The organism is Methylocystis sp. ATCC 49242 (assembly GCF_000188155.2).
GTDB lineage: Bacteria > Pseudomonadota > Alphaproteobacteria > Rhizobiales > Beijerinckiaceae > Methylocystis.
Genome location: NZ_KE124774.1, coordinates 110,085 through 134,308 on the forward strand (window position 1 = coordinate 110,085; position 24,224 = coordinate 134,308).

General features: G+C 64.1%; 22 protein-coding genes. 13 read left to right on the top strand and 9 right to left on the bottom strand.

Annotated features, from left to right (window positions below; genetic code table 11):
- The first annotated feature begins 58 nt into the window (after positions 1-58).
- The 3 genes from MET49242_RS02435 (at position 59) to MET49242_RS23110 (ending at position 3,410) form a co-directional block, all read left to right on the top strand.
- Positions 59-928, top strand: a complete 870-nt coding sequence (locus MET49242_RS02435; protein ID WP_144259435.1) for a hypothetical protein — start codon at positions 59-61, stop codon at positions 926-928.
- A gap of 362 nt (positions 929-1,290) precedes the next feature.
- The gene (locus tag MET49242_RS02440; protein WP_144259436.1) at positions 1,291-1,875 is read left to right on the top strand and encodes a hypothetical protein; all 585 of its coding nucleotides are present in this window, start codon (positions 1,291-1,293) and stop codon (positions 1,873-1,875) included.
- A gap of 242 nt (positions 1,876-2,117) precedes the next feature.
- Positions 2,118-3,410, top strand: a complete 1,293-nt coding sequence (locus tag MET49242_RS23110; protein WP_051133948.1) for a GNAT family N-acetyltransferase — start codon at positions 2,118-2,120, stop codon at positions 3,408-3,410.
- A 63-nt stretch (positions 3,411-3,473) separates the two neighbouring features.
- Here MET49242_RS23110 and MET49242_RS02450 read toward each other — a convergent pair whose 3' ends face one another.
- The 7 genes from MET49242_RS02450 to MET49242_RS02480 all read right to left on the bottom strand — a co-directional run bounded on the left by MET49242_RS02450 (position 3,474) and on the right by MET49242_RS02480 (position 11,655).
- On the bottom strand, positions 3,474-4,310 hold the full coding sequence (locus MET49242_RS02450) for an ABC transporter permease (protein ID WP_036280385.1): 837 nt from the start codon (positions 4,308-4,310) through the stop codon (positions 3,474-3,476).
- Positions 4,307-5,059, bottom strand: coding sequence for an ABC transporter ATP-binding protein (locus MET49242_RS02455; RefSeq protein WP_036280387.1), 753 nt, complete (start codon positions 5,057-5,059; stop codon positions 4,307-4,309). The genes MET49242_RS02450 and MET49242_RS02455 overlap by 4 nt, the downstream gene beginning before the upstream one ends.
- Positions 5,056-6,024, bottom strand: coding sequence for a YVTN family beta-propeller repeat protein (locus MET49242_RS02460; protein WP_144259437.1), 969 nt, complete (start codon positions 6,022-6,024; stop codon positions 5,056-5,058). The genes MET49242_RS02455 and MET49242_RS02460 overlap by 4 nt, the downstream gene beginning before the upstream one ends.
- On the bottom strand, positions 6,021-7,199 hold the full coding sequence (locus tag MET49242_RS02465) for an ABC transporter substrate-binding protein (RefSeq protein ID WP_036280392.1): 1,179 nt from the start codon (positions 7,197-7,199) through the stop codon (positions 6,021-6,023). The genes MET49242_RS02460 and MET49242_RS02465 overlap by 4 nt, the downstream gene beginning before the upstream one ends.
- Positions 7,200-7,263: 64 nt before the next feature.
- Complete coding sequence (locus tag MET49242_RS02470; protein ID WP_036280395.1) at positions 7,264-7,665, bottom strand: EF-hand domain-containing protein; 402 nt, start codon at positions 7,663-7,665, stop codon at positions 7,264-7,266.
- 371 nt (positions 7,666-8,036) lie between these two features.
- Complete coding sequence (locus MET49242_RS02475; RefSeq protein ID WP_244430662.1) at positions 8,037-10,148, bottom strand: TonB-dependent receptor; 2,112 nt, start codon at positions 10,146-10,148, stop codon at positions 8,037-8,039.
- Positions 10,149-10,341: 193 nt separating this feature from the next.
- Positions 10,342-11,655: a histidine kinase gene (locus MET49242_RS02480; protein WP_036280399.1), complete on the bottom strand. Its 1,314-nt coding sequence runs from the start codon at positions 11,653-11,655 to the stop codon at positions 10,342-10,344.
- 80 nt (positions 11,656-11,735) lie between these two features.
- On the opposite strand from MET49242_RS02480, the gene MET49242_RS02485 reads away from it, so the two are divergent.
- Positions 11,736-12,356: a response regulator transcription factor gene (locus MET49242_RS02485; RefSeq protein ID WP_036280401.1), complete on the top strand. Its 621-nt coding sequence runs from the start codon at positions 11,736-11,738 to the stop codon at positions 12,354-12,356.
- 60 nt (positions 12,357-12,416) lie between these two features.
- On the opposite strand, the gene MET49242_RS02490 is transcribed toward MET49242_RS02485, so the two are convergent.
- Together MET49242_RS02490 and pqqA are read right to left on the bottom strand one after the other, a co-directional pair.
- Positions 12,417-13,451: a cytochrome-c peroxidase gene (locus tag MET49242_RS02490; protein ID WP_036286611.1), complete on the bottom strand. Its 1,035-nt coding sequence runs from the start codon at positions 13,449-13,451 to the stop codon at positions 12,417-12,419.
- A gap of 158 nt (positions 13,452-13,609) precedes the next feature.
- Entirely contained in the window at positions 13,610-13,687 is a 78-nt protein-coding gene (pqqA, locus tag MET49242_RS26505; protein ID WP_084679284.1) for a pyrroloquinoline quinone precursor peptide PqqA, read from the bottom strand.
- Positions 13,688-13,990: 303 nt separating this feature from the next.
- On the opposite strand from pqqA, the gene MET49242_RS02495 reads away from it, so the two are divergent.
- The 9 genes from MET49242_RS02495 to putA all read left to right on the top strand — a co-directional run bounded on the left by MET49242_RS02495 (position 13,991) and on the right by putA (position 24,205).
- Positions 13,991-14,845 (top strand): xanthine dehydrogenase, encoded by an 855-nt coding sequence (locus MET49242_RS02495; RefSeq protein WP_036280403.1) that lies wholly within the window; start codon positions 13,991-13,993, stop codon positions 14,843-14,845.
- A gap of 117 nt (positions 14,846-14,962) precedes the next feature.
- Positions 14,963-15,169: a molybdopterin-binding protein gene (locus tag MET49242_RS02500; protein WP_036280406.1), complete on the top strand. Its 207-nt coding sequence runs from the start codon at positions 14,963-14,965 to the stop codon at positions 15,167-15,169.
- Between the two features lie 23 nt (positions 15,170-15,192).
- On the top strand, positions 15,193-15,975 hold the full coding sequence (gene modA / locus MET49242_RS02505; RefSeq protein ID WP_051133949.1) for a molybdate ABC transporter substrate-binding protein: 783 nt from the start codon (positions 15,193-15,195) through the stop codon (positions 15,973-15,975).
- Between the two features lie 233 nt (positions 15,976-16,208).
- Positions 16,209-17,309: a formylmethanofuran dehydrogenase gene (locus tag MET49242_RS02510; RefSeq protein ID WP_036280409.1), complete on the top strand. Its 1,101-nt coding sequence runs from the start codon at positions 16,209-16,211 to the stop codon at positions 17,307-17,309.
- On the top strand, positions 17,303-18,937 hold the full coding sequence (locus MET49242_RS02515; RefSeq protein WP_036280412.1) for a formylmethanofuran dehydrogenase subunit A: 1,635 nt from the start codon (positions 17,303-17,305) through the stop codon (positions 18,935-18,937). Before MET49242_RS02510 ends, MET49242_RS02515 begins: the two co-directional genes overlap by 7 nt.
- Positions 18,925-19,833, top strand: a complete 909-nt coding sequence (fhcD, locus tag MET49242_RS02520; RefSeq protein WP_036280414.1) for a formylmethanofuran--tetrahydromethanopterin N-formyltransferase — start codon at positions 18,925-18,927, stop codon at positions 19,831-19,833. Before MET49242_RS02515 ends, fhcD begins: the two co-directional genes overlap by 13 nt.
- Positions 19,830-20,639 (top strand): formylmethanofuran dehydrogenase subunit C, encoded by an 810-nt coding sequence (locus tag MET49242_RS02525; protein WP_036280416.1) that lies wholly within the window; start codon positions 19,830-19,832, stop codon positions 20,637-20,639. Before fhcD ends, MET49242_RS02525 begins: the two co-directional genes overlap by 4 nt.
- Before the next feature lie 66 nt (positions 20,640-20,705).
- Entirely contained in the window at positions 20,706-20,921 is a 216-nt protein-coding gene (locus MET49242_RS02530; protein WP_036280419.1) for a hypothetical protein, read from the top strand.
- Between the two features lie 227 nt (positions 20,922-21,148).
- The gene (putA, locus tag MET49242_RS02535) at positions 21,149-24,205 is read left to right on the top strand and encodes a bifunctional proline dehydrogenase/L-glutamate gamma-semialdehyde dehydrogenase PutA (protein ID WP_036280422.1); all 3,057 of its coding nucleotides are present in this window, start codon (positions 21,149-21,151) and stop codon (positions 24,203-24,205) included.
- The last annotated feature ends 19 nt before the right edge of the window (positions 24,206-24,224 follow it).

Below are 24,224 nucleotides of genomic sequence, written 5' to 3' on the forward strand. Positions count from 1 at the left end.
GCCGATGTCGCTGTGGGCTTCCTGGAATGTTGTCGCGCGTCGGGCGGGTTGCGGAGCCATGGCCATTGCGATCGTGGGCGTTGCTTCGCCCGCCGGCGCGCAACTCGCTTTGCCCGGGGCCGTCGCGCCGACGCCGGAAGGCACGGTGACCTCGCCTGCGGCGAAGCCGAAGAAAAAGCGGGTCAGCAGCGGTGAAATGGGCGAGGCGCGCGGCCCCGCCGTGATGCCGAAAGCGCCCTCCGAGGACACGATCGTCGGCAAAAGCCTGAAGCTCGACGGGGCAGGCAGCACCATCGAACTCGCGCGCGCCGGGGCGGACCTGCAGGTGACGAAACTCGCCCTCGCCGGCGACCGGCTGTCTCGCTCGAGCGAAGAGTGTCGCGTCGACGTCGCCGGCATGCCGCTCAAGCTCACCCAGCGCAACAGCGGTTCGGGGCTGCGCCGCTATCAGATCGAATTCCCCGCCTGTCCTTTTACCTTCGACGTGCTCGACGGCGCCATTCTCGTCACCAATGAGGGCAAGGCCTGCGAGATCAAAGACGCCGACTGTCGCGCCGACCCCAGCGGCCTGTGGGGTATGGCGGAAACGGAATTCGATCCCAAGAAGGCGCCCGAGATGCTCGGTGCCCGGGCCCGCGTCGAAAAGACCGTCCGCGGCAATTTCCGCGCGCTTTACGACCGCAACAAGAAAGAGAAAGAGATCCGGAACTTCGTCGTGCGCGAGCAGGCGGGTTTCTCCTCCTGGCGTGAGGAGGTCTGCCGCTCCTATGCGAAAGAGTCGGAATTCGGCTATTGCGCGCTGCGCCTCACCGAGGCGCGCGCCATTGCGCTCGGCGCCCAGCTCGCGACGGGCATAAAGCTCCCGGCGGCGCTGGAGGCCGCAGCGACGGACGACGGCGACGCGAAGGGCAAGGGCGACAAGAAGTAACGCGCGCCCGGCGGCGTTGCGCAAGACCGGGAAAATTGGCTCCATAACAGTATCCTTTGGAACATGATGCGCCGTCGCCGATTCGCGACATGAGCGCGGCGTTCCTGCGTGGCGAAGCCCCATTTGCGGCGTTGGCGCGCATTGCCCCGTCGCGCGCGTGTTCAGCACAATAATTCTGGCTGGTTGCAACTTCCGGCGCCGCGGAGGCGGGTTGATAAACGCGCTTCATGGAAAGTGCGCCCCCAACGCTCGTGGACGCCGCAACAAGGGCCGTTACAGGATCCAAAGCTGGGCAATTTCGGAAAATATCCTATTGTAGACGCCGCGGCGAAACGCCGCGATTTCAATTGGAGGGGGTAATCATGAAACAAATTCTTGCAGCAACGCTCGCCGCCACGCTGGCGACGATGATTGCGACGCCAAGCCTCGCCGCCAACAATTTCATTTTCAACCTCGTTCGCTCGAGCACGCAGGCGACCTGCGCGCCAAACGCCGCCGCGCGCGTCACCATTGCGCCGACGCCGCCGAAAGAGACCATGCATGTCGAGGTTTGGGGCCTTCCGGCGAACACCGCCCTGGATTTGTTCATCACTCAGGTTCCCAAGCCGCCCTTCGGGATGTCCTGGTATCAGGGCGATTTGCAAACCGACGCCAACGGCCGCGCGGTCGGCGATTTCGAGGGTCGCTTCAATATCGAGACCTTCATTGTTGCGCCGGGGGCCGCGCCGGCGCCGGTCGTTCACGCGGGAGACGCCGCGACAAATCCGGTCATGGCTCCGCTGCATACGTTCCATGTCGGGATCTGGTTCAACAGCCCAACGGATGCGGCGAGGGCGGGCTGTCCGACGACTGTGACGCCGTTCAACGGGACGCATAACGCGGGCGTTCAGGTGTTGAACAGCTCGAACTTCCCGGACCTATCGGGCCCGCTACGGCGCGTTCAATGAATCCGACGCGGCGACCGCAAAAGCCCGGAAGTGAATTGCTCAACGACCGGGCGGCGATTTCGCGGTCGTCTTGTTGACCCAAATGCAGCAGGGGGAGGAGAGGCCGAAACCTCTCTTCCCGCTCTCTATTGATAGCCGTCGCCGCGCCTCGCTCGCGCGGGAGCGGACGATGGTGTAGCTGCAACCTTAAGTTTGTCTTCAGACATTTTTCATAAGCTTGGCAATAAACCGCCGCCGCCGCCATGACTTATCTTCACTCCGTTCAGAGTCCAGAGGGCGCCTTCGCCCCAGCGCGCTATGAATGCGGCTGGACGACGGCCGGAGAGCTCGCGCGCGAAAAAGCGGCGTGGCGAAAGCTCGCCGACGAGGCGGTCGAACCCAATCCTGTCTATTGTTCAAATGTGCTCGTCGCGGCTGAAAGGCATTTGCGCGCGGGGCGTCCGATTCCACTTCTCATTGTGCGTGACTGTGCGCGTGGCGGAGCGCTTGCCGGCGTGTTTCCCTTGGAGGAGCGCGGCTGGCGCAACGGCTTTCCCGGCCGCGCGCTTAGCCTTTTCGTCAATCCATTCACGTCGCTTACCCATCCGCTCATACGGCGGGACGACGCTCTTGCGGTGCTGGGCGAGGCGGTGCGTTATCTCGCGCGCGCGGGGCACGGTTCGCTGCTCTTTCCCTTCCTGACAGAAAAGCGCGGGTTCTACGCCGCGCTGGACGAGGCGGCGCGGCGTGAGGGGTTGGCGCTGTCGCGCGTCGAGCGCTGGAGCCGTCCTGCGGTGGAGCCAGAAGCGGGGAAAGGCGGCGATTTTTATGCGCGCAACTATGTGAGCAAGAGCCGGCGCTCGAGTGGCGAGCGACGTTTGCGTCGTCTGCAGGAAATTGGAGCCGTAGAATTCCGCAGCCTTTTCGTCGATGAGCCCGGCGGGCGCGAGGCGTTTCAGGCTTTCTTGCAAATGGAGCGCGACAGCTGGAAGGGGAAGGCGGGAACGGCGCTTCTGTGTCGGCAGGCGACCCGGGATTTCGCGCAGGAGGCCTTCAGCGGCGCAGATCACGCGCCGAGCGCGCGAATTCGCTCACTAACGCTGGATGGCCGGCCCATCGCAATGGCGCTCGACCTCGAGTCGCAGGGCGTCGTTTATGCGTTCAAGGCGGCCTATGACCAGACCTATGCGCATTTCTCACCGGGCCTCATGCTCGACGCGCATACCGCCGCACATATCGGCGAGAACGATGAAATAAAGCGCCTCGATTCCTTCGCGCAGACTGAAATCGCACAGGCGGCCGTGTGGCGGCAGGAGGAGCCGATCCTGCGCAGTGTCCTCGCGCTGTCGCCGCAAGCCTACCGTACGGAGGCGCTTGCGCGTCGTCTGCGAATAGCGACCGCCACGCGAAACCGCGTGAAATATTTTGTTCGTCGCAGCCGCGAGATTGCTTCACTCGGCGCCAACGTCGCGAGCGGCCGAAAATGGTCGATCGTCCTGCTCGCGCTTGCCGCCGGCGCGCCGGTCGTTTCAGCGGTCGTGACGCATCTCCGCTGAGTCACGGCGGCTGTCGCGCTCACTATGCGACGCCGTGTCGCCCGTCTCCGTGGTCAGGCCGCATCAGCCCCCTTTGCGCATCAACATGCCGCGCGCCGGGTCATAGGCGATGATCGCAGCGATCAGGAACGCGCTGGTATAAGCGACGACCGCCGCGAGGGATGTCCATTCGATCTTCTGGTAAAATGCGAAGCGGATCAACTCCACTGCATGAGTGAAAGGGTTGACCGCGCAAACATAATAGAGCCACGGACTCGACTCCTTCACGCGCCACAGAGGGTAGAGCGCGGAAGATGCAAAGAACATCGGGAAGATGACGAAGTTCATCACGCCCGCGAAATTCTCGAGCTGCTTGATGAGCGACGACAGCAGCATGCCGAGCGCGCCAAGCATCAGCCCGCCGAGCGCAAGCGCGGGCAGCACGGTAAGATAGCCCCATTTCGTGGGCGGTTCGATCTCCCAGAAATAGGCGATGAGAAGAAACGCATACACCTGAAGAATCGAGACGGCGACACCGGCGAAAAGCTTGGCCCCGAGTAGGAACCAGCGCGGAAAGGGCGAGACGAGCAGCGTGCGCATATTGCCCATCTCGCGATCGTAGACCATCGACAGCGATGATTGCATGCCGTTGAAAAGCTGGATCATCGCCATGAGTCCGGGCGCGATATAAACTTCGTAAAGTACATAAGTCTCGTAGGGCGGGATGATGGAAATACCCAACACCTGCCGAAATCCCGCGGCGAAAATGAAGAGCCACACCAGCGGACGCACCAGAGCGGAAATGAATCGCTCGCGCTGATGCAGAAAGCGCAGACCCTCGCGCCATACGACGCCCGTCAGGCAGATGAGGTATTGGCGCAGCGTGAAGCCACGCTGCGAAATGTCGTTTCCTGCGCTCATGCCGAAAGCTTCTCTGCGTCCGCGCCCGTAATCCTTGCGAAGGCCGAGCCAATGTCGGCGGCGCCGCTTTGCGCGACGATGTCGCCGGCGCGTCCTGTCGCCAGCACCTTGCCGTGATGCAGAATTACGACCTGATCGTTCTCGTCGATCTCGTCGATGAGATGGGTCGTCCACAACACGCCGAGACCCTGCTCGCGCACGAGGCTGCGCACATGGGAGAGGAGATCGGCGCGCGCCTTGATGTCGAGTCCGACGGTAGGTTCATCCAGCAACAGCAGGCGCGGGCCGTGCAGGAGCGCGCGGGCGATCTCCACGCGGCGCATCTGGCCGCCGGAGAGCGCGCGCGCCTTGTCATTGGCGCGCTCCGCGAGGCCGGCGCGCGCCAGCGCTTCGACGCCGAGACGCCGCGCTTCCAGGGGGCCAATGCCATGCAGCGCCGCGTGATAAATGAGGTTTTGCATCAGGCTCAATTCGAGATCGAGCGTGCGCGCCTGAAAGACGACGCCAAGGCGGCGTAGCGCCGCGGCGGGCTGGCGCATCACATTGGCGCCGAAAATGTCGATCTCGCCCTTACGCGCCGCGTAAAGGCGCGTGACCAGCGAGAACAGCGTGCTCTTGCCGGCGCCGTTCAGCCCCAGCAGCACCGTGAAGCTGCCCGGCGCGACGGAAAAGCTCACATCGTCCAGCGCCTTACGCGGACCGTAAGAGTGGCTGAGACCCGAAATAGAGAGCGCCGGCGTTTCGCTCATTGCGGCGCCACCACCACGCCCCAGGGGAAGGCGCCGACCGGGATAGACTTCACCACCTTCAGGCTCGCCACGTCGATCACCGAAATGTCGTTGGAAACGCCATTGGCGGTGAGCAGATATTTTTCGTCCGGCGTAAAAGCAAGGTGCCAGACGCGCTGGCCGACCAGAAGATACTTCTCGACCTTCTTGGTCGCGGCGTCGATCACCGCGACGCGATTGGCGGGGCCGAGCGCGACGAAGGCGCGTTTTCCGTCCCGCGTAATCGAAATGCCGATCGGCTGGATCGCCTCTTTCGACATGCCTGGAATTTCGAAGCTGATCTTCTGCTTCAACGTGCGCTTTTGTGGATCGATGATCGAAATCGTGCCGCCGACTTCCGACGACACCCACAGTTCCGAGCCGTCCTTCTTGAACTCCGCGAAGCGCGGGCGACCGTCGACTAGAATATTGGCGACGATCTCTTTTGTCTGCGTGTCGATGATATGCGCCATATTCGTCGTTTCGGACGTGTTGACGAGCAGCTTGCCGTCTGGGCTTACCGCCATGCCCTCGGGTTCGACGCCTACCGGAATGTCGCCAATCTGCTCCTTGCGTTTGACGTCGATGAGCGTGACGAGATTGTCGTTCTCGTTCGACACATAGATGATGTCGCCGCCGGGGCTCAGCGCCAGCAGTTCGGGATCGGGGCCCGATGGCAGCTTGCCGGTGAGTTTCAGCGTCTTCGTGTCGAGCACCTGAATCGCGTCGTCGTCGCCGGCGCAGATATAGAGCTCCGTGCCTTCCTTGTTCAGCTCGACGCCACGGGGGCGGCGACCGACCTTGATCGTGTCGATCGCCTCCAGCTTGTCGGTGTCGATGACCGTGATGGAGTTGCCCTTTTCGTTGCTCACATAGGCCTTGTACGCTCGAGCGGGCGTGGCGCCGAGGGCCGTCGACAGAAGCAGCGCGCAAATGGTCTTCTTCATTTCAACCTGCATTTGGTTTCGGGCTGGTCGAGGCCGAGCGTGTCGAGTTCGGTCGTCTGGTGCAGGAAACCCTCCTGCGGCGAGACGGAGACGGTCATGCGCCCGTCCGAGAGAAGGATCGGTTGGCGCAATTGCTGGTTCCAGGGACGCAGCGTGAGGCGCACGCCCTTGAACGCCGCAATCGAGAAGTCGCCGCTCGTCATGAAATCACGCAACTTGTCGGGCGTGGCGGCGTTCACGCGCGTGGCCGCTTCGCCGATCATGCGCATGGCGAGCCATGCGCCATTGTCGCGCGCGTTCATCAGGCGGCGAAAGGTCGCCATGAAACGGTTCTGCAATTGTTGCGCGCCCCATTGCTCGTGAGCCGCGTCCCAATTGGTCGGATAAAGTCCGGCCGAGCCTGCGACCGGGCGGGCGTCCCATGTGCGATAGGGTAGATAGCCTGCAAAAACCTCGCTCTCATCGACGGCGAGCAGCGCGTCATAGGCGGGAGCGTTCTGCGTTAGCACGGGCATCTGGCGCTGGGTCTGCACGGAGCCGGAGTCGCTGCGACGCCCGCCGCCGGTGTCTTCATAGACGCGTTCCTCGACGATCTTCGCGCCGAATTTTTTGGCCGCGCGGCGATACGCCTGCGCGAGCAATTCGTCCTGCGGATGCGAGCCCTTGATCAGCAGCCAGCGCCGCCATTGCTTCCAGATGAGATATTGCGCAAGACCGTCCGCCAGCATGGAGCGCGTGGGCGCCACATGGATGACATTGGCGCGGCAGTCTTCCTCGCGCAACCGGTCATCGGCGGCGGAGACGTTGAAGAGCAGGGCGCCTTTCCCCTTGGCGCGCTCGCTGGCCGCGAGAAGGCGGTCGGGCGCGAGATCGGCGATGATGAAAAGCGCGCCCTTGTCTGCGAGCGTGTCCACGGCGGAGGCGATGTCGGCGCCGTCGTCGAGCCTTTCGTCGATCGCCTCGAAGGACTGGTTGGTGAATTTGCCCGTTGTGTTGTTGTCGGCCGCGCCCATCAGCGCGCCGGCGAGCGTGTCGTCCGCGGCCGGAATGTCGAGGATGGAGAGAGTTTCGCGCGAATGCTGTTCGCGCAGCACGCCGACTTTCACATTGAGCGTCTCGGCCGCGACGGGGGCGGCGGCGAGCGCGAGGCAGAGGGCGGCGGCAAGACGTTTCATGACGCCCTAAATGGCCGCTTTGGCGCGCGGGATCAAGTCGGAGAGCCCGCGCGCCGTGCTATTGTCAGCGCGTCACGCGCAGCAGAGCCTTGCCCTTCGCGGATTTGAACTCCTGCTCGTCGAGCGTGCCGTCATTGTCCGGGTCCGCTTCCTTGAACATCGCCGCGACCATGGCGAGGAACTCGTCTTTGGTCAGCGTGCCGTCGTTGTCCGGGTCGGCGGCGGTGAATTCCTTGCGAGTGACTCGGCCCTGCATTTCCTTGCGGTCGATCGTCCCGTCATTGTCGGTCTCAAGCTTGCCGAACAGTTCCTCGGCGGATTTGTTGAGCTCGTTCAGATCGACGGTGCCATCATTGTCGGTGTCGAGCGCCGCGACGGGAGGCGCTTTCTTGGCCAGGGCGGGCGCGACGGGCGCGCCGATCGATACGGCAAGCGACATCGCGCCAACGAGAAGCAACTTATTCATATCAGCCTCCTGAACTATCGGGAAATACTCCCGAAATTATAGAGGGTAATTTCCTGAATTTCCAGAACGCTTCGCCGCGACAAAAAGGGCGGCCCCGAGGGGCCGCCAGTTTGTCGAGGTCAGTAGGTAATCTTCACGCCGCCATAAATTCCCAGGGGCGGCCCCAGCGAGACCATGCGGGGGTTATTGAAAGTGAGGAAGGATATATCCCCGGTGTCGAAGAAGGTGCCGAAGCTGCGCGTGCGCGAATTGGCGACATTCTCCAGAAGGCCATAGACCTGAATATTCGGGCCGAGCTGGTAGGACGTGCGCAGGTTGACGATCGTGGAGGGAGAAAGCGTGCCGGCGATGTTGATCTCGTCGCCGCGAATTCATGGCCCGGACGAATAGACCACATTGGCGCCGACCGACCACTTCGGCGTGACTGCGTAATCGGCGCCGGCCTTGAAGCGATGACGCGCCACGGAGGTGAGATTGGCGCCGGGCGTCACCATGATGGAGCCGTTGCCCCAGAGCTGCGCCAGCGGATTGTCCGGCGCGCCGAGAACGATCGTCGAGCGGAAGGTCGCGTCGGTCAGCGTATAGTTGGCGTAGGCGCTGAGTTGCTCGTCGGTGTAGCGTAGGGACACTTCGACGCCCTGGCGCAGCGTGTTGCCCGCATTGGTGAAATAGCCGCGGCCGTTGATCGTGCTGGGCACAGCCAGAATGTCGTTGAAGTTGTTGGTGCGGAACAGGCCTGCGCTCCAGTCGAGCCGTCCAGGGAGATAAGCGGCGACGGCGGGAACGAACGTCGGCACGTCGAGATTGCCGCGCAGGCCGGTTTCGATCGTATGCGCCACGACCTGATTGAGCGGCGGGTCCGCGACGAGGAAATTGTCGATCAGACAGGGCCTGTTGGGATCGGCGCAACCCAGCTCCAGCGGCGTCGGCGCGCGGTTGGCTTCCGAATAGCTGGCGTATGCGGTGACGTTTTCGAGAATCTTGTAGGTCAGGCCCGCCATCGGATTGATGCGGGTGAAGACGCCATTGCCGTTCAAAGCCGTGCCGCGCATGTCATAGAGCGCGATCCCCGCCCGATTGAAGCGCGCGCCGACGGTGGCCGTCAGCCTGTCGGTGATGTCGAGCGCATCGAGCGCGTAGACGCCGAGATAATCGTTCGACGCCTTTACCGCGACGCTGGAGATAGCGCTGTTGGGCTCCTCGACGATATGTCCAAAGCCGCCAACCACGAGATTGGGCATGATGATGCCCAGCTCTTCATTGGCGCTGAAGGACGTCCAGCCGTGATCGTAGCTGACGCCGACCGTGAATTTGTTGTGGAAACCGAAGTAGCGATCCTCATTGGTCGCCTGCACCGTGCCGCCGATCGTGCGCGAGCGCGTCCATGTGCGGTCGATGGCGCCGATCGGCAGCTGACCGTTGAAGTAATTGGGGATGCCCGTCTCGCCGCCGTTTTCGTTTTCGCAGACATCCTCACCCGGCTCGCATTCGAATTCGGTCGTGTTGCCGTCGACGCGCGCCTGGTCGAACGCGCGGTAATGCACGTCGCCGAATAACTTCCACGTCTCGCTCGGCTGGAACGTGCCGTTGAGATCGTACATCGCCAGCGTGTTCTTGTAAGTCTGCGGCGTGGTGAAAGCGGCGCTTTCGTCGATATAGGTGAGCTCCACCGGAGCAGGGCCCGAGGCGCCGAACTTGTTGTGCCCAAGCGTGATGTTCGCATGGATTTCGCCGCTTTCGCCGCGATAGCCGACGTCGCCGTAAAAGCGCTTCACATTGGAGCCCGAGAACTGGCGATAGCCTTTGTCGCCCATGGCCTCCATCGCCATGTAGCTCGCGAAGTCGCCGGAACGGACGCCGTATTGCATCGTGCCCTGGCGGCGGCTGCGGCTACCGAAACGACCGTCGAGTTCGAATCCCTGCCAGGTGAAGCCGTTTTTCATGTCGACGGTGACCGCGCCGCCGATGGCGACGTTGGGGATCAGGTCCCAATTGACGTTATCGCCCCAGGCCTCGTTGATTCGAATGCCGTTCTGATAGACGGCGAGGCCCTGCGGCGTGCCCGCGATCGGGGAGGCGTTGAAGCCGCGATAGTCGATTTCCGGCTGGAACGGGTTGCCGCCGACGTCATTGATGATGACGCCCGGCATCTGCTGCTGCATGCCGGAGGACATTTCGAACTGCCGCGTATTCTGGAAGTCCTTGCCGGAGACCGTGTAGGTCGCGGTGGGCACCGCATAGCGCACGATCGGCGAGACCGGTTCGGAGGGCTCGGCGGAAGGAGCGGCGGGCGCCTGTTGCGTCGGGGCCTGAGCGACGCGGGGGCCGGGCGCTCTGACCCCCGCGCGGACGGGCGGATGGGAAGTCGAGCGCAGCGGCGCGCCGCCAACCTCGATCGTCGGCAAGGATTGCTGCGCAAGAGCGGAAGTGGAGGCCAGCGCGGCGCTCAAGGCGAGAAGTGAGATGCGAGTGTTGAACGGCATGTCGTCGGTCTGATTCCAGTGTCTTCGTCGTCAGTCGTTATATCCCGACAAAGGCGCGCCGGAACCCGTCGAAGGGCGGGAGCGGCGCAATATTCCCGAGCTGTTGTACAAGCGCCATACTTCTGAAAAATAACGGTTTTCTAGGGCTACTCTCCCGACGTAGTCGGGAAAATTTCCCGACCCTCGGCGCGGTCTATTCGTGACCGAAAACGAGCGGCAGAGTTGTGCAAAGTCGCGCGCCGCCTTGCGTATCGTTCGTTATCGCCAGTTCGCCCCCGAGAGCGCCGACGCGCTCGCTCATCCCGCGCAGGCCGAGCCCGTTGCCGACGCGGACCGCCGGCAATCCCGAGCCATTGTCGCTGACCTCGAGCCGCAGACTGTCCCCTTCGCGCGTCGCGAGCACGCTGACTCGCGTCGCGCCCGAGTGGCGATAGGCGTTGGTCAAACCTTCCTGTACGAAACGATATGCGGTGAGAGCGATCGTCTCGTCGATCTCGCCGCGCGCGCCGTCGAGCGAAAGTTCGATCGAAACCTCCGGCCGCGTTTCCCGCCATCCCTGCGCCAGCGCCTGCAAAGCGTCTGCGAGTCCCATTTCCTCGAGCGCAGCCGGGCGCAGGCGGCCGAGAATGCGGCGATTCACCTGTTGCAGCGCGGCGATCTGAGAGTCGATCCGGGCGCAGCCTTCCGCGAGGCGCGCAGGCTCTGCGTCGGGCGACGCCGCCTTGCGCGCGAGCGCTCCGACGCCCGCGCGCACGGTGAAGAGAAAAGGACCGATTTCGTCATGCAGATCGCGTGCAATGTCGCGCCGTTCTTCGTCCTGCACATGGATCATGCGCCGCACGAGGCGACGGTTCTCGTCGTCGAGCCGTTGCAGCGTGGCGGCCAGCGTATTGATGCGCTCGGCGATGGCGACGAATTCCGGCGGCCCATCGGCCGGGACGCGCACGGAGTGGTCGCCGCGCTCCAGTCGTTGCAGCCCGTCGGAAAGCGCGGCCACCGGGCGCAACGTGCGAGAAACAGCGTATGACACGAGGCCGAAAGCGGCCGCGGCGACACCCGCGCCGCCAATCGCGAGCCAGACGATCTCCTGCCAGATTTCCGCGATCTCGTCCGCAGGGTTTGTTTCGATGACGATCGTTTCCTTCAGGGGCGTTTCAATGCGGGCGATAATGGGGGTGGGCAGGGCGAAGGCGCGGAACCACTCGGGCGCCCGCCGATCCTGCGGCTCGGGCGCCTCCGCCCCCTGAAGCGCAACCCGCACATGCCGCAGGCGCCTTGCGTCCACGAGAATTTTCGTCAGCTCCGCCCGCGGATCCTGAGCCGTCTCGAGACGCGGAAGCGTCGCTTCGACGAGTTCCCGGGCAAGGCGCGTCGCGGCCTCGGCCTCCGTGCGCACGCGCGCGCCGGCATGCAAAATCAGGAGGCCGAAGCCGAGCGCAAGGCCGGCCGTCAGCACGGCGCCGAGCAGTAGCGACAGACGCGCACGCAGCGACAGGGGTTGAAGCATCGGCCTCTTTCCAAGAAAGAGGCGACTTTACGAATGGGCGCGCAGCGGTCAATCTGCGCGCGATCTTCACCGGAGGAAAGATGCGCGTTCTCATCGTCGACGATCATCCGATCATCGTTTCGGGCTGCGCCGCCATGCTCGCCGCCGAAGGCGACATCGACGTCGTCGACGCCCGCGACGCCGAAACCGGACTTGCCGCATTCGTGGAGCATAAGCCCGACGTCACCGTGGTCGACATCGGCCTGCCGGGCGTTTCGGGTTTCGAGCTGACGCGCCGCATTCTCGACCAGAAACCGCAGGCGTTGATCGTCGTCTTCAGCATGAACGATGACCCGATCTTCGCCGCCCGCGCGATCGAGGCCGGCGCCAAGGGCTATGTGACGAAGAACGACGATCCCTTTCTGCTGCTCGAAGCCGTGCGCGAAGTTGCGTCGGGCGGCGTGTTTCTCATGCCAAAAATCGCGAACCAGCTTGCTTTCGAGAAACGCGGCGGCGCGGCCAATCCCCTCGCCGCGCTCACCGCGCGCGAGCTGGAAATCCTGCGCATGCTGGGATCGGGCCTCGGCATGGCGGAAATCGCGGAAGCGACGCAGGTTTCCTACAAGACCATCGCCAACAGCTGCTCGATCATGAAGCGCAAGCTTGGCGCCCGCACGCCGATGGAGCTGATGCGAATCGCCCTGGCGCAGAAGCTGGCGTGACGCGCGGCGCTCCCCGGTTCCGTGAGCGGGACAGTTGGCGCAACGCGCTCGCGAGCGACCTTACTTGCCCGGCGCGTCGGGATAGGGCTCCGGCGCCGAATAATTCGCGGGAACCGGACCCGTCAGCGCGCCGAGAAAGGCGACAATATCGGCGGCGTCCTTGTCGGATAGCGTCACATTGAGCTGCGTCTTGCCCATGACCTTCACGGCTTTCGCCAGATCGGCGACGGAGCCGTCGTGGAAATACGGCCCGGTCTTTGCGACATTGCGCAGGCTCGGAACCTTGAAGACGTAAAGATCCGTTTCGTCCTTGGTGACGTCGAAGCGGCCCTTGTCCGGGTTGGAGACGCCGGTCTCCCGCCAGTAATCGACATAGGCGCCGAACTTGTGGAACGTGTCGCCGCCGATCCCCGCGCCGCCGTGACAGGAGGCGCAGCCGAGATCGATGTATTTGCGCAGACCCGTCTGTTCCTGCGCCGACAGGGCCGTGACGTCGCCGGCAAGAAAGGCGTCGAACTTTGAAGGCGTCAGCAGCGTGCGTTCGAAGGCGGCGACGGCGAGGCCCCAATTTTTTGAATTGATCGGGTCCTTGTCATCGGGGAAGGCCCTGGCGAACGCGCTCGCATATTCGGGAATGGCTTTCAGTTTGCCCATCGCCGTCGCCTGATCCGGATTGCCGAAGCTCGCCGGGCCGAGAAGCGATTTTTCAGCCTGATCTTCAAGCGATTCGCGGTCGCCGCGCCAATGCTGCCGGAAGTTCAGCGCCGCGTTGAAAATCGATGGCGCGTTGCGCGGATTTTCCTTGCCGAAAACGCCGATTGCTTTGGGCAGGCCGTCGCTCCCCTGCTTATCGGGGAGGTGGCAGTGCGAGCAACTCACATTGCCGTCCATCGACACGCGATTCTCGAAAAAGAGACGGCGACCGAGCTCGACCCGGGCGGCGCTGGCCGGGTCCTTCGCCGCAGGGATTGCAGGCAGCGCCTCGAACCTCTCCCTGGCGTCCGCGAGGAGTTTCTTCGCGTCGGGCGGCGCGGCGTTCGCCGGCGACGCGGCGAAAGCAAGGCAAAGAGAAGCAATGGTGACTGATTTGCGCATATCGGCCTCCGAAGAAAATCTCTCAGCCTGAAACGCCGCCGGCGCCAAGGCAAAAAAAATCGAGCCGGGAAGGAAAGACCGCGATCGCGGCGCATTCCTGCCGGCTCGATTTTGAAACTGCGGTCACCCCGCCCGAGGCGGCGATCCGCGCCGAAGATTTAGATTTCGGCGGACGAGTAGCAGGTGACTTCCATGCCGACGCAGACTTCAACGATCACAGGGGTGGTCCAGGCCATTGCATTTCCTCCGTTTAAAGCTCTCTGCAGCCGCTTCCTGCTCGTTGGGTCTTTCGACAGGGCAGGGTTTAGCTCGGCGGATTGTTACCATGATCACCGGCCCCGTGCAATTCAGCTTTTTTGAACGTCGAAAGCGGGAAGTTTCGGCAAACGGGCGGCGTGTCGGCTTCCTGACAATCGGCTACGGAGACGCCGGGGCGTCTTTTTGCAAGTAACTGATTTTAATAAATTTTATGAAAATAGATGATGCGGCGCAAAACTTGCTGGCCTGGCCTCGATCGCCGAGGAGGGGGAGCAGGGCAAATGAATCATTCGAGGCGCATCGCGCGTCCCACGGCGCTCATTCTCGGTACGAACGAAATCGCCTCGGCCGTCGCCGTAAGCATGCGCAGGGCGGGATACGCCTGCGTCCTCTCGCACGACCGGTTCCCCCCGGTAATCCGCAGGGGCATGGCGTATCACGACACATTGTTCGGCGAGCGAATCGCGCTCGCCGGCGTCGAGGGACGACGAGCGGAAAGCTCAGCCGAAATATTTGCCGCGCTGGATGATCCTGAGGCCGTCGCCGTTACGCCGCTGACCGTCAGCGATCTGATTGCGCTTCGCTTGCCCGACGCGCTGATCGACGCCCGCATGCAAAAATATTCCGTGACGCCGGACTGGCGGCATATCGCCCGCGTGACGGTGGGCCTCGGCCCCAATTTCGCTGTGGGAATCAATTGCGACATCGCGATCGAGACCAGACCGGATCATGTCGGACGAATCCTGCAGCGCGGCGAGACGGAGCCGGGCGACCACTCCCCGCGCGAACTCGGCGGGGTGGGCGCAGAGCGATTTGTCTATGCGGATTTCGACGCCCCCTGGCATACGGCGCTCGACATCGGCGCGCGGGTCTTCCGGGGAATGGTGATCGGCCGGCTTGGCGGAACGCCGGTGACTGCGCCACGCGATGGCGTCCTGCGCGGCGTGGTGCGCGACGGCCTGAGCGCTTTTGTCGGCGCAAAGCTTCTGGAGATCGACCCGCGCGGCCGCGCCGCGGCCTGGAAGGGAATCGACGAGCGCGGCCAACGCATCGCGCGCGCCGTCGTGGAGGCCGTGCGGCTGAAGCAGGCCGAACGCGAGGCGCGGTTCGTTACTGCGCCGCTCGGGATCCAATGAATTTCAACGCGGCGGCGAGCGCGGCGCCGCATCTTTGTGCTTGCTCAAGAACCGTTCGGAAGTAAGCTTATATAGCGATGGCCCGACCACGCGATTCCATGCAGGGAGCCAGCACAGATGAAAATATCCGCCCGCAACGCATTCGACGGCGTCGTCAAGGCGGTGGTCAAGGGATCGACCACCGCTCATGTCACGATCGATGTGAACGGCCTGACGGTCACCGCCTCCATCACCAATGAGTCGGTTGAGGACTTGGGCCTGAAGGCGGGCGCCAAGGTGAAGGCGATCATCAAGTCGTCGGACGTCATGGTCGCTGCGGACTGAAATTTCAAACAAGCAGGGGTGTCATGCGCCATCCGACGCGACGCTGGACGATCGCCGCGGCGGGGGCCGCGCTTTTTCTCTCGGCAGGTACCGCTTCGAGCGGAACCCCCGAGGCCATAACGGTCTTCGCCGCGGCGAGCGTCAAGAATGCGCTCGACGAGGCGGCCGCCGCATTCAAGTCGAAAACGGGCGTAGACGCGAGAATCAGCTACGCCGCGTCGCTCACCCTCGCCAAGCAGATCGAGGCGGGCGCGCCGGCCGACGTCTTCGTCTCCGCCGACGCAGCGTCAATGGACTATCTCGCCGAGCGCAAGCTGATCGACCCGGCAACGCGCGTCGATCTTCTCGGCAACAGTCTTGTGCTGGTTGCGCCGAAGACGGCCGCTTTCGACAAGCTCGCGCTTAAGCAGGGAGCGATTCTCGGCGCGCTCGACGGCGGGCGCATCGCCATGGGCGACCCGCTTTCCGTTCCCGCCGGCAAATATGGACGCGCGGCTTTTGAAAAACTTGGCCTCTGGAGCGCAATGGAGTCGCGCGCCGCCTTCGCCGACAATGTGCGCAACGCCTTGCTCTTCGTCGCGCGCGGCGAGGCGCCGCTGGGCGTCGTCTATGCAACCGACGCGCGCGCGGAGCCGAAGGTGAAGGTCGTCGCTTCCTTCCCCTCCGACTCTCACCCCAGGATCGTCTATCCGCTCGCTGCGACGACGAAGGCGGGGGAGCCCGCGCGCCGCTTCGTCGCTTTTCTGAAGAGCGCGGCGGGTAAAGCGGCCTTCGAGAAGCAGGGCTTCGTCTTCCTTCCTCGCTGAACTTCGCTTGTGAAATGCGACGCGCTGGCGTCTCGACACGGGACGTAACGGCTGCTAGGCATAAGAGCGCCCCGCCGTGTTGCGCGCCAACCCGGCGGGAAGCGCGTTAAAACAAAAACATAGAGTTTTCCTTCGGCTTTCTGCTATGCAGGGTCGGCTTCGGCGAAGCGCATCGGCGCGCGCGGGCTCAAGGATAACGGCCGCTCTCGAACGCGGCATGGGGCAGGAAGCGAATGAGCAAGGCGACGCTCGACGGCAAAGCTATTGCGCTTGAAGACGCCTATCGTCAGGCCGCCCGCATTCTCGGCGGCGCGAATTTTCCGCTCGTGGCCGGCCTCGGAGCTGACGTTCCGGGCGCGCGTGCGGCGATTCTTCTCGCCGAGCGTCTGCGCGGCGCTTTCGATCACATGGCCTCGAGCGATTCGCTGGTCGATCTCGACGTGAAGCGCTCCTTCGGCATGTTCACGACGACCCCGAACGAGGCTCGGGTGCGCTCTGACGTCGTTGTTCTGGTCGGCCCCGGCCTCACGCGCATCTGGCCGGGGATGCTGGAGCGTCTCGCGCTCGGTCAGCCGCCGCGCCACGGCTCGCAGGCGGGTCATCCGCGCAAGGTCATCTGGATCGGTCCCGAACCGGACGAAGCCGCCAATGTCGCCGCAAAGGTCATTCCTGCGGCGCTCCACGAAATTCCGGGTGTGCTGGCGGCGTGGCGCGCCCGCGTCGGCGGCCGCCCCGTGGCGCTCGAACACGCGAAGGTCGAATTGATCGACGGCGTCGCCGAAACGCTGAAAGGCGCTCATTTCGGCTGCTTCGTCTGGGCCGCCGCGTCGGGGCTCGATGCGCTGACCGTCGAAATGCTGCAGGCGCTGGTCACCGACCTCAATGTAACGACGCGCTTCACCGGCATTCATATCGGCGGCCGCGCGGGCGCATCCGGCGTCACGCAGGTCGCGGGCTGGATGACGGGATTTCCGCCGCGCACGGGTTTCGGCCGCGGCTATCCCGAGCACGACCCCTGGCGGTTCGAGGCCGCGCGTCTCGTCGACAGCGGGGAGGCTGACGCGGCTCTTTGGATTTCCGCCTTCGACGGCGAACGGCCGCCGTGGTCGCGTGGAGACATTCCGCTGGTCACGCTGGCGCCGGCTGGCGCCGAGCCGTCGCGTAGCCTTTACATCGAGGTGGGCAAGCCCGGCGTGACTCACGACGGCGTGCTGATGGCCCAGGAGACCGGCGGCATGACGCTGCGCGCGGCGACGGCGCCCTCGGACGCGCCGACCGTCGCTCAAGTCATAGACGCCATTATGGCAAATGTTTCGGAGGACGCGCCGTGCTGACAGTTTTGCGTGGCGGCCATATCGTCGACCCGGCCACCGGGCAGGACGCGATCGGAGACGTCTGGTTCAAGGACGGGCGCATCGTTGCGCCGCCGGAAGGCGGCAAGGCGGATGAGGAGATCGATGTCTCCGGCCATGTCGTCATGGCGGGGGCGATCGACATCCATTCCCACATCGCGGGCGGCAACGTGAATACGGCGCGCCTGCTTCTGCCCGAGCTCCATCGCGCAATTCGCGCGCGCCTGGCGGAGACGCCGCTCTCGACGGCCAAATGGTCGAGCTACGAGACGGGACGCCTTTATGCGCAGATGGGGTTTACGACCGTCGTCGAGCCGGCGATGGCGCCGCATCACTCGCTGCAGACGCATCTCGAACTCAACGACGTGCCGATCATCGACAAGGGCGCGCTGACGGTTCTCGGCAATGACGATTTCCTGTTGCTCATGATGCGCAGCGGAGAGTCCGACGGCGCCATCAACGACTATGTCGCGCAGACCGTCGGCAATACGCGCTCCCTCGGCCTGAAGTGCATCAATCCCGGCGGCGTCGAGGCATTCAAGGAGAATATGCGCGCCTTCGGGCTCGACGATGTGGTGCCTTTCTACGGTCTCACCTCGCGGCAGATTTTCCAGGCGCTGCAGAAGGCGACGCAGGCGGTAGGCATCCATCACCCGCTGCATCTGCATATGAACAACCTCGGCATCGCCGGTAATATCGACACCGCGCTCGACACGATCGACGCGGCGCAAGGCCTGCCGCTGCATCTCGCCCATGTGCAGTTTTATGCTTACGGCAAGGAAGGCAAGAACGGCTTTTCCTCCGCCGCGGCCGCTTTCGCCGAGAAAATCAACGCCAACAAGAACGTCAGCGTCGACGTCGGCCAAGTGATGTTCTCGCAGACGGTGACGATCTCCTCCGACGTGCTGAAGCAGTTCAACAGCATGCCGGGCGCGATTCCGAAGAAGGGCGCGATCTTCGATGGCGACGCCAACGGCGGCGGCATCGTTCCATACCAGTACAAGATCTCGAACTACTACAACGCCATTCAATGGGCTGCGGGTCTGGAGCTGTTCCTGCTCATCAAGGATCCCGAGCAGGTCTATTTCACGACCGATCATCCCAACGGCGGTCCGTTCACGACCTATCCGGAGCTCTTCGCGCTTCTGATGAGCGCCGATCTGCGCGCGCAGGTCATGTCGCGCCTCCCGACGGAAGTGCTGGAGCATACGACCCTGCCGTCGCTCACGCGCGAATACACTTATTACGAAATCGCGCAGATGAGCCGCTCGGGCGCCGCGAAGCTCTTCGGCTTCAAGGATCGCGGCCAGCTCGGCGTCGGCGCGATCGCGGATATTGCGGTTTACAAGCCGTCCCGCGACGTCGCTGGCATGTTCCGGCGCGCAGCCTATGTCTTCAAGGACGGCGAACTCGTCGTGCGCGACGGCAATGTCACGCGCTACACGCGCGGCAAGACGTTGCACATCAGCCCGCGCTTCGACCAGAACATCGTCAAGCGTCTCGATTGCTATTATGACGACCTTTACGGCCTGCCGCGCACCATTTTCGACGTGCCGGACGCCGCTCTGCCGAACAAGGACGCCTTTGCGGAGGTTGCATGCAAGGAATAGTTCGCAACGGCGTTCGCATCGACGATAGTTTCGCCGAAGCCTTCCCGATGAGCGGGACGGGCATTCTCATCACCGGACCCAACGCCAAATGGGCGATGACGGCGGCGAAGACCATGACGGGCTTCGCGACCTCCGTCATCGGCTGCGGCTGCGAGGCCGGGATCGACTGCGAGGTCCCGCCGGAGGAGACGCCGGACGGACGCCCCGGCGTGCGCGCGCTGCTCTTCGCCATGTCCTCCAAGGACGCGGAAAAGCAGCTCGTCAATCGTCTCGGCCAATGCGTCCTGACCTGTCCAGGCTCCGCGGTCTATTCGACCGTGAAGGGCGAATTCGAGATCAAGGTCGGCGACGCCGTCCGCCAGTTCGGCGACAAATGGCAAATGTCCAAGGTCGTCGACGGCCGCCGTTTCTGGCGGGTGCCGGTGATGGACGGCGAGTTCTTCTGTGAGGCCAAGGTGGGCCTGACCAAGAAATCGGTCGGCGGCGGCAATCTGCTCATCATGGGCTCCGACTGGGAGTCGACCATGCGCGCCACCGAGGCCGCCGTGGCGGCGATCGACGCCGTGCCCGACGCCATCCAGCCTTTCCCCGGCGGCATCGTGCGCTCGGGCTCCAAGGTCGGCTCGCAATACAAGGGGATGGGCGCCTCAACGAACGACGCTTATTGCCCGACGCTACGCGGCGTGACCGGGAGCGCGCTCGATCCCGACATCGGCTGCGTGCTCGAGATCGTCATCGACGGACTCACCGACGCCGCTGTCTCCGCCGCGATGCGCGCGGGCCTGAAAGCCATCATCGACATGGGTCCGGAAAAAGGCGCGAAACGCGTCGGCGCCGGCAATTACGGCGGCAAGCTCGGCCCGTTCCACTATCATCTGAAGGATCTGGTGCCGTGACGCCCTTCACCTTCACACTCCGTCAGGAGCCGCCGCAGCGCGTCGATCTCTCGGCGTTGACGCCCGACCGCCTCGCGGGCCGCTCGGTGGCCGACATCGAGAAAATCGAAATCGGCACGACACGCGCCTCTACCAAAGTCGGCGATGTGTTCAAGGTCACGGAAGGCGACCTCCAAAACATCCGCTATGAGGGCGGCTCGTCGCGTCTGGACCTTGTCGGCGCGAAACTGCTGCCCGGCTTCTCGATTCATGTCGAAGGCGATGTGGGCGGGCAGATCGGCCGCCTCGCAAAGGGCGGTAAGATTACCGTCAGCGGCGATGCTGGCGCCTATGCCGCCTCCGGCAACGAAGGCGCGCACATCGAGATCAAGGGCAATGTCGGCGAGATGCTCGCCGGACCGCTTGCCGGGGAACTCGCCGGCATGTCCGGCGGCCGCGTCGTCGTACGCCGTAACGCCGGCGCGCGGGCGGGCGACCGTCTGCGCCGCGGCATCATCATCATTGAAGGCGACGCCGGCGACGACCTCGGCTCCCGCATCATCGCCGGAACGATTGTCGCGCTCGGCAAGACATCTGGCCGCGTCGGCTATCTCAACAAGCGCGGCTCGCTCGTTCTCGGCCGGCGCCCGGACCTCGGTCCTACCTATGTGGATTGCGGCGCACATGAACTGACCTTCGCACGTCTCTTCGCCCGCAGCCTGAAGGAAGACAGCGCCGCCGCCGCGACCTTGCTTTCCGGGAAGCTGCAACGATTTGGCGGTGATACGGCGGTTTATGGCAAGGGTGAGATATTGACCCCGGTCTGATTGCGGCACTACCCTTGCATAAAGTCAAACGCCGTCCGGGCGGCGGCGTTGAAGCAAGGGGGCGCGATGAATTTCGTCGAACTCATTCTCACCGTCTGCACCTTGGCCCAGCCAGCCGCGTGCGACGAGCGCAAGCTCATGCTCGAATCCGCCACGGGCTCGACCCGCAACTGCATGATGCAGGCGATGCCTTACATCGCCCAATGGTCGGGCGAACACCCGAACGTCACGGTTACGCGCTGGCGCTGCGTGCAGCCGGGCGCGGAGGGCGACAAGATCTGATTGGCGGAGGCGCGCCGCGCGCGCGTGGTTCCACCGAACGGCGCTTCTAAAAATCGGCGGGGGCCTGCTCAGCGTGCATCGGCGCTTTTGTCCCGCCGCAGCGCACCGCCGCTTTTCTGTCATTGTCACGCAAGCTTTTGCCGCCGTTCGTCAAATATGATTTGTGTTAGTGCAGCGTCGTCCCCATATTCGAAGTGTTATAGCTTCGATTAAGGCGCGCCGCCGCCATGACCACGAAACTCTCCTCCGCCCCGCCGCCCTTCGCAGCGCCATACGCGCCGCCTGACCAAGGCTTCGCGGCCGCTTTCATCCAGATGCGTCCCGACGCGGCTTTGAGCGAAGCGGTGGCGCGAAAAGCGCGTGCGCTCGTCCAGGGCATGCGCGAGCATCGTGACGCGCTGGGCGGAGTCGAGGATTTCCTGCACGAATTTTCGCTCTCCTCGCGAGAGGGCCTTGCCGTGATGGCGCTCGCCGAGTCGCTTCTGCGCGTGCCGGACGACGCCACCGCCGACCAGTTGATCGCCGACAAGCTGGCCGCCGGAGATTTCTCGCATCACGAAGCGTCATCCGACGCGTTGCTGGTGCAGGCCTGCGCCTTCGCGCTGGGATTTTCCGCGCGCATCGTCGGTCACGGGGAGCCGCGCGGCCTCGTCGCCGCTCTGGCGCGCCGGCTGGGGTTGCCGGCTCTACGCGGCGCGGCGCGGCAGGCGATGAAGCTCATGGGCGCGCATTTCGTCTTCGGCGAGACGATCGAGGCGGCGCTCGATCGCGCACAGGGGCGGCGGGAGCGCTTCTCATACGACATGCTCGGCGAGGCGGCGCGCAACGGGCGCGACGCGGAGCGATATTTCAACGCCTATGCCGACGCCATCCGAGCCATAGGCGCGCGCGCGGGAAACGAAAGCCTGCCGGCGCGGCCGGGAATTTCCGTAAAACTCTCTGCGCTTCATCCGCGCTATGAAGCGATCTCGCGCGAGCGTGTGATGCGTGAATTGCCGCCGCGCATGCTGGAGCTCGCGCGTCTGGCGAAGGATCGCGATCTCGCTTTCACCATCGACGCGGAAGAGGCGGACAGGCTCGAACTCTCGCTCGATGTGATTGCGCGCGTCGTTTCCGATGCTTCGCTTTCGGGCTGGGATGGTTTCGGCCTCGCCGTTCAAGCCTATCAGAAGCGCGCTCTTGCGGTCATCGACTATATCGCGGCGCTTGCGAAGGCGCATGATCGCCGCTTCATGCTGCGGCTGGTCAAAGGCGCCTATTGGGACAGCGAGATCAAGCGCGCGCAGGAGCGCGGGCTCGATGATTTTCCGGTCTTCACCCGAAAGGCGATGACGGATTTGAGTTACGTCGCCTGCGCCGCGCAATTGCTGCAGGAGCCGCGCGTCTATCCGCAATTCGCCACGCATAACGCGCGAACGGTCGCGGAAATATTGGCGCGCGCCGGCCTGCGCAAGGATTATGAATTCCAGCGGCTGCACGGCATGGGCGAAGCGCTTTACGCGGCGGTGGGCGAACAGGGCGACGCGCCGGTGCGCGTCTATGCGCCGGTCGGCCCGCACCGCGATCTTCTCGCCTACCTCGTTCGTCGGCTGATCGAGAACGGCGCGAACTCCTCCTTCGTCGCGCGCGCCGCCGATCCGGATACGCCCGACAACGTGCTTGTCGCGGATCCCCGGGAAATGATCGCCTCGCCACAATGCGCGCGCCATCCGCGTTTACCGCTGCCGTCGGAAATCTACCGACCTCTGCGGGCAAATTCGAAAGGTGTGGAATTCGGCGACAGGAGCGCTCTCGCCGCGCTGATCGCTGACGCGCGGGCGCAGGACGTCGTCGCGCGACCGAGCGCCCCGGCGAAAACCGCGCCCCGCGATGTCGTTTCGCCGATCGATGGGGCCGCTATTGGTAAAGTCGTCGAAGCGGACATCGACGCGGTGCGGGCAATGCTGGCGTCCGCAGCGCAAGCCTTTCCAAAATGGGCCGCGACTTCGCCCGATGCTCGCGCGCAGACGCTGGAGCGCGCCGCAGATATGATCGAGGCGCGGCGCGCCGCTTTCATCGCGCTGCTGCAAAGCGAAGCGGGCAAGACGCTCGACGACGCGCTGGCCGAAGTGCGCGAAGCGGCCGACATGTGCCGCTATTACGCGGGCCAGGCTCGCATGATTTGCAGCGAGACCGCCTTGCCAGGGCCGACCGGCGAAGAGAACCGGCTGCGTCGCCTCGGACACGGCGTCTTCATCTGCATCTCGCCCTGGAATTTTCCGCTGGCGATCTTCATTGGACAGGTCGCCGCAGCGCTCGTGACCGGCAACGCCGTCGTAGCGAAGCCTGCGGAGCAGACGCCGCTGATTGCTGCGAGGGCGATCGAATTGTTGCATGAGGCGGGCGTCCCGCGCGACGCGCTGCAATTCTCGCCCGGCGCCGGCGACGTCGGCGCCGCGCTTGTGGCTGACCCGCGCGCCACAGGCGTTGTCTTCACCGGTTCTGTGGAGGTTGCGCAGCATATCAATCGTGCGCTCGCGGCGCGCGACGGCGCCATTGCGCCGCTCATCGCGGAGACCGGCGGGATCAACGCCATGGTTGTCGACTCGACTGCGCTGATCGAGCAGGTGGTCGATGACGTTCTCACATCGGCCTTCCGGTCAGCCGGCCAGCGTTGCTCGGCCTTGCGCGTGCTTTGCGTTCAGGAGGAGATCGCCTCGGCCTGCCTCGAGGTTCTCATAGGCGCTGTGGCGGAACTACGGATCGGCGATCCGCGCGAAGTCGGCGTTCATATCGGTCCCGTCATCGATGCGCAGGCGAAGGAGAAACTCGACCGCTATATCGCGCGGCAGGCGGCCGCGGGGCGCGTCATTTACGCCGGCGTCGCGCCGGCGTCGGGCGCCTATGTCGCGCCGCATATCGTTCGGCTCGATCATGTCTCGGAGTTGCGCGAGGAGGTTTTCGGTCCGGTGCTGCATGTCGCGACATGGCGCGCCGGGGGCTTTGCGGCGCTTGTCGATGAAATCGAGTCGAGCGGCTTTGGCCTCACCATGGGTCTGCATACGCGCATAGAAGAACGCATGCACGAACTCGCGCGCCGCGCCCCTGCAGGCAATATTTACGTCAATCGCAACATGATCGGGGCCGTTGTCGGCAGCCAGCCTTTCGGCGGCTTCGGCCTGAGCGGCACGGGGCCGAAGGCGGGCGGCCCCGATTATCTGCGCCGATTCCTGCGCGAGACGACTTTAACGATCAATACAGCATCCTCGGGCGGTGACGCAGGGCTTTTATCTCTCGAAGAGTAGGTGTGGCGTTTGGGCATGA

Excerpts from the sequence above, each read along its gene's own strand:
- MET49242_RS02435 (WP_144259435.1), top strand. The coding sequence starts at position 59 with ATGGCCATTGCGATCGTGGGCGTTGCTTCGCCCGCCGGCGCGCAACTC.
- MET49242_RS02440 (WP_144259436.1), top strand. The coding sequence starts at position 1,291 with ATGAAACAAATTCTTGCAGCAACGCTCGCCGCCACGCTGGCGACGATG.
- MET49242_RS23110 (WP_051133948.1), top strand. The coding sequence starts at position 2,118 with ATGACTTATCTTCACTCCGTTCAGAGTCCAGAGGGCGCCTTCGCCCCA.
- MET49242_RS02450 (WP_036280385.1), bottom strand. The coding sequence starts at position 4,310 with ATGAGCGCAGGAAACGACATTTCGCAGCGTGGCTTCACGCTGCGCCAA.
- MET49242_RS02455 (WP_036280387.1), bottom strand. The coding sequence starts at position 5,059 with ATGAGCGAAACGCCGGCGCTCTCTATTTCGGGTCTCAGCCACTCTTAC.
- MET49242_RS02460 (WP_144259437.1), bottom strand. The coding sequence starts at position 6,024 with ATGAAGAAGACCATTTGCGCGCTGCTTCTGTCGACGGCCCTCGGCGCC.
- MET49242_RS02465 (WP_036280392.1), bottom strand. The coding sequence starts at position 7,199 with ATGAAACGTCTTGCCGCCGCCCTCTGCCTCGCGCTCGCCGCCGCCCCC.
- MET49242_RS02470 (WP_036280395.1), bottom strand. The coding sequence starts at position 7,665 with ATGAATAAGTTGCTTCTCGTTGGCGCGATGTCGCTTGCCGTATCGATC.
- MET49242_RS02475 (WP_244430662.1), bottom strand. The coding sequence starts at position 10,148 with ATGCCGTTCAACACTCGCATCTCACTTCTCGCCTTGAGCGCCGCGCTG.
- MET49242_RS02480 (WP_036280399.1), bottom strand. The coding sequence starts at position 11,655 with ATGCTTCAACCCCTGTCGCTGCGTGCGCGTCTGTCGCTACTGCTCGGC.
- MET49242_RS02485 (WP_036280401.1), top strand. The coding sequence starts at position 11,736 with ATGCGCGTTCTCATCGTCGACGATCATCCGATCATCGTTTCGGGCTGC.
- MET49242_RS02490 (WP_036286611.1), bottom strand. The coding sequence starts at position 13,451 with ATGCGCAAATCAGTCACCATTGCTTCTCTTTGCCTTGCTTTCGCCGCG.
- pqqA (WP_084679284.1), bottom strand. The coding sequence starts at position 13,687 with ATGGCCTGGACCACCCCTGTGATCGTTGAAGTCTGCGTCGGCATGGAA.
- MET49242_RS02495 (WP_036280403.1), top strand. The coding sequence starts at position 13,991 with ATGAATCATTCGAGGCGCATCGCGCGTCCCACGGCGCTCATTCTCGGT.
- MET49242_RS02500 (WP_036280406.1), top strand. The coding sequence starts at position 14,963 with ATGAAAATATCCGCCCGCAACGCATTCGACGGCGTCGTCAAGGCGGTG.
- modA (WP_051133949.1), top strand. The coding sequence starts at position 15,193 with ATGCGCCATCCGACGCGACGCTGGACGATCGCCGCGGCGGGGGCCGCG.
- MET49242_RS02510 (WP_036280409.1), top strand. The coding sequence starts at position 16,209 with ATGAGCAAGGCGACGCTCGACGGCAAAGCTATTGCGCTTGAAGACGCC.
- fhcD (WP_036280414.1), top strand. The coding sequence starts at position 18,925 with ATGCAAGGAATAGTTCGCAACGGCGTTCGCATCGACGATAGTTTCGCC.
- MET49242_RS02530 (WP_036280419.1), top strand. The coding sequence starts at position 20,706 with ATGAATTTCGTCGAACTCATTCTCACCGTCTGCACCTTGGCCCAGCCA.
- putA (WP_036280422.1), top strand. The coding sequence starts at position 21,149 with ATGACCACGAAACTCTCCTCCGCCCCGCCGCCCTTCGCAGCGCCATAC.